At 63.9% G+C, this 1222-nt stretch carries 2 protein-coding genes; both read left to right on the top strand.

Annotated elements, in window-relative coordinates; translation table 11 throughout:
- Positions 1-959: ABC transporter permease (locus tag EN750_RS35105; RefSeq protein WP_145968231.1), on the top strand; the 959-nt coding region annotated here is incomplete at its 5' end.
- On the top strand, positions 956-1222 hold a 267-nt coding region (locus EN750_RS35100), incomplete at its 3' end, for an ATP-binding cassette domain-containing protein (RefSeq protein WP_127399332.1). The genes EN750_RS35105 and EN750_RS35100, both read left to right, overlap by 4 nt.

Raw genomic sequence — 1222 nt, 5'->3', positions numbered from 1 at the left:
CACTTGTGCTGCGCCTTGCCGCCAGCGTGATGGCGCTTGCCGCGCTTGCGCTGCTGATCGGTGTCGCCGGAACATTTCTCACGCCGGCGGGCAACACCTTCGCCAGAGTTTCGCCAGCCTCCGGTTTCTGGATTCTGATCTTTGCCTTCACGCTTTTGCTCGCCGACGTGCTGACAAGGCTGAACCTGTCGCCATTGGCGCGGGTTGGCGTGCTTGTGGTCGCGGCTTTGGCGATCGGGCTGCTGTTGATTTCGGGAAGCTGGGACAATCTGTCGATCCTGAAGGAATATTTCAACCGCGCCGGCAGTTTCTGGGTAGAGGGCTCCAAGCATGTAACGCTGGCGCTAGGGTCGCTGCTTGCGGCGATGGTCGTCGGCCTGCCACTCGGCATTCTCTGCCATCGTGTCGAAAGTCTGCGCGCCGGCGTTCTCAACGTGCTCAACATCATCCAGACCATTCCCTCGATCGCGCTGTTCGGCCTTTTGATCGCGCCGCTCGGCTGGGTTGCCACGCATGTGCCGGGAGCTGCCGCGCTCGGCATTCGCGGCATCGGCACCGCACCGGCTTTTGTGGCGCTGTTCCTTTACTCGCTGCTGCCGGTAGTGGCCAACACCGTGGTCGGTCTCGCCGGCGTGCCGCGCGCCGCCAACGACGCCGCGCGCGGCATGGGCATGACCGACAGGCAGCGCCTGTTCGGCGTCGAGTTTCCGCTGGCTTTTCCTGTCATCCTCACCGGCATCCGCATCGTCTTGGTGCAGAACATCGGCCTCGCCACCATTGCCGCGCTGATCGGCGGCGGCGGTTTCGGCGTGTTCGTCTTCCAGGGTGTGGGCCAGACGGCGATGGACCTTGTGCTGCTTGGCGCGGTGCCAACGGTCGCGCTCGCCTTTGCCGCCGCCATCATCCTCGATGCGGTGATCGAAATGACCGCCACCAGGCGCAGGGTTGAAACGGCATGATCGAGATCGAAGGCATCACCAAGCGCTATGACGCGACGACCGTGGTCGATGACGTGTCGATGGTCATCGAGCCGCGCACCATCGCCGTCATTGTCGGCACGTCCGGTTCCGGCAAGACGACGCTGCTGCGCATGATCAACCGGCTGGTCGAGCCGACCTCAGGCATCATCAAGCTCGACGGCGCCGACAATCGTTCGCTGCCCGGCTACGAGCTGCGCCGCAGCATCGGCTACGCTATCCAGGGCCACGGCCTATTTCCGCAT

The sequence above is a fragment of the Mesorhizobium sp. M7A.F.Ca.ET.027.03.2.1 genome (assembly GCF_003999175.1).
In the GTDB taxonomy this organism is placed as follows: Bacteria; Pseudomonadota; Alphaproteobacteria; order Rhizobiales; family Rhizobiaceae; genus Mesorhizobium.
This window is presented reverse-complemented; position numbering and strand designations above follow the sequence as displayed.